The sequence below is a fragment of the Flavobacterium sp. GQ95 genome (assembly GCF_059758655.1).
The window spans coordinates 1-2938 of record NZ_JCAXEB010000038.1; the positions used below are offsets into that span (position 1 = coordinate 1).

Here is a 2938-nt window from a genome sequence, read left to right on the forward strand (position 1 = left end):
TTTTAGAAAGTTTCTTCTCTCCCGTCTTTTGGACGAGAGAGAAAAGGGTGTACATAAGCTTACGGATTATTAGTACTACTCGACTATGACATTACTGCCTTTACATCTATAGCCTATCAACGTGGTCATCTTCCACGATCCTTAAAAGAAATCTCATCTTGTGGTGGGTTTCGCGCTTATATGCTTTCAGCGCTTATCCCTTCCAAACGTAGCTACTCTGCGGTGCCCCTGGCGGGACAACAGATACACTAGAGGTTTGTCCAATTCGGTCCTCTCGTACTAGAATCAGATCCACTCAAATTTCTAACGCCCACAGTAGATAGAGACCGAACTGTCTCACGACGTTCTGAACCCAGCTCGCGTGCCACTTTAATGGGCGAACAGCCCAACCCTTGGGACCTTCTCCAGCCCCAGGATGTGACGAGCCGACATCGAGGTGCCAAACCCCCCCGTCGATATGAGCTCTTGGGGGAGATCAGCCTGTTATCCCCGGCGTACCTTTTATCCTTTGAGCGATGGCCCTTCCATGCGGAACCACCGGATCACTATGCTCTACTTTCGTACCTGATCGACCTGTATGTCTCTCAGTCAAGCTCCCTTATGCCATTGCACTCTACGCACGGTTACCAAGCGTACTGAGGGAACCTTTAGAAGCCTCCGTTACTCTTTTGGAGGCGACCACCCCAGTCAAACTACCCACCAAGCAATGTCCCCCGCAAAACGGGGTTAGGCCTCAGATAAACAAAGGGTTGTATTTCAACAATGACTCCACAACGCCTGGCGACGCCACTTCACAGTCTCCAACCTATCCTACACATCATTTATCCAAGGTCAATACTAAGCTATAGTAAAGGTGCACAGGGTCTTTTCGTCCCACTGCGGGTAAACGGCATCTTCACCGTTACTACAATTTCACCGAGCTCATGGCTGAGACAGTGTCCAGATCGTTACACCATTCGTGCAGGTCGGAACTTACCCGACAAGGAATTTCGCTACCTTAGGACCGTTATAGTTACGGCCGCCGTTTACTGGGGCTTCAATTCAATGCTTCTCCGAAGATAACATCTCCTCTTAACCTTCCAGCACCGGGCAGGTGTCAGGCCCTATACTTCATCTTACGATTTTGCAGAGCCCTGTGTTTTTGATAAACAGTCGCCTGGACCTCTTCACTGCGGCCCTGTATTGCTACAGGGCGACCCTTCTCCCGAAGTTACGGGTCTATTTTGCCTAATTCCTTAGCCATGAATCTCTCGAGCACCTTAGGATTCTCTCCTCAACTACCTGTGTCGGTTTACGGTACTGGTACTAATTACCTGAAGTTTAGAGGTTTTTCTTGGAAGCCCTTAGGCGCACTATCTCTTTGTCCGAAGACTCCGAGTACTATCGTATTTCCCCAAGATCTGTGGATTTGCCTGCAGATCTTATAGGTAGGTACTTCAACGAACTATTCCGTCAGTTCGCGGCGCTTTCATCACTCCGTCACCCCATCACAGTAATTAGTAGTACGGGAATATTAACCCGTTAGCCATCGACTGTCCCTTTCGGGTTCGCCTTAGGACCAGACTAACCCACAGCTGATTAGCATAGCTGTGGAAACCTTAGTTTTTCGGTGTGCGGGTTTCTCGCCCGCATTATCGTTACTTATGCCTACATTTTCTTTTCCATCCAGTCCAGCATGCCTTACGACACACCTTCAACCCTGATGGAATGCTCCCCTACCACTTACAGTCAGACTGTAAATCCATAGCTTCGGTAATACGCTTATGCCCGATTATTATCCATGCTCGTCCGCTCGACTAGTGAGCTGTTACGCACTCTTTAAATGAATGGCTGCTTCCAAGCCAACATCCTAGCTGTCTGGGCAGACAAACCTCGTTCTTTCAACTTAGCGTATATTTGGGGACCTTAGCTGATGGTCTGGGTTCTTTCCCTCTCGGACTTGGACCTTAGCACCCAAGCCCTCACTGCTGAGAAACATTATATAGCATTCGGAGTTTGTCAGGAATTGGTAGGCGGTGAAGCCCCCGCATCCAATCAGTAGCTCTACCTCTATATAACTTAAATTCAGCGCTGCACCTAAATGCATTTCGGGGAGTACGAGCTATTTCCGAGTTTGATTGGCCTTTCACCCCTACCCACAGGTCATCCGAAGACTTTTCAACGTCAACCGGTTCGGACCTCCACTGTGTGTTACCACAGCTTCATCCTGCCCATGGGTAGATCACACGGTTTCGCGTCTAACACTACTGACTAAAGCGCCCTATTCAGACTCGCTTTCGCTACGGATCCGTGGCTTAACCACTTAACCTTGCCAGCAACGTTAACTCGTAGGCTCATTATGCAAAAGGCACGCCGTCACCCCACGAAAGGGCTCCGACCGCTTGTAAGCGTATGGTTTCAGGATCTATTTCACTCCGTTATTCACGGTTCTTTTCACCTTTCCCTCACGGTACTGGTTCACTATCGGTCTCTCAGGAGTATTTAGCCTTAGCGGATGGTCCCGCCAAATTCAGACAGGGTTTCACGTGCCCCGCCCTACTCAGGATACCACTATCTATTACACTTGTTACCCATACGGGGCTATCACCCTCTTTGGCGTCACTTTCCAGCAACTTCCGGTTCCTTGTGCATAAAATGTCGTGGTCCTACAACCCCAACATTGCCGTAACAACATTGGTTTGGGCTAATCCGCGTTCGCTCGCCACTACTTACGGAATCACTTTTGTTTTCTTCTCCTCCGCCTACTTAGATGTTTCAGTTCAGCGGGTTTGCCCACCTATCGGTGTACTATGTCTTCAACATAGTGGGTTGCCCCATTCAGGTATCTGCGGATCAATCGGTGTGTGCCCGTCCCCGCAGCTTTTCGCAGCTTATCACGCCTTTCATCGCCTCTGAGAGCCTAGGCATCCCCCATACGCCCTTATTTTGCTTATTGTAC

1 rRNA gene is annotated in these 2938 nt (G+C 49.3%); it reads right to left on the reverse strand.

Annotated features, from left to right (window positions below):
- Nucleotides 1-49 precede the first annotated feature (49 nt).
- Nucleotides 50-2935, reverse strand: a 23S ribosomal RNA gene (locus AC6CH4_RS25800).
- Between the last annotated feature and the right edge of the window lie 3 nt (nucleotides 2936-2938).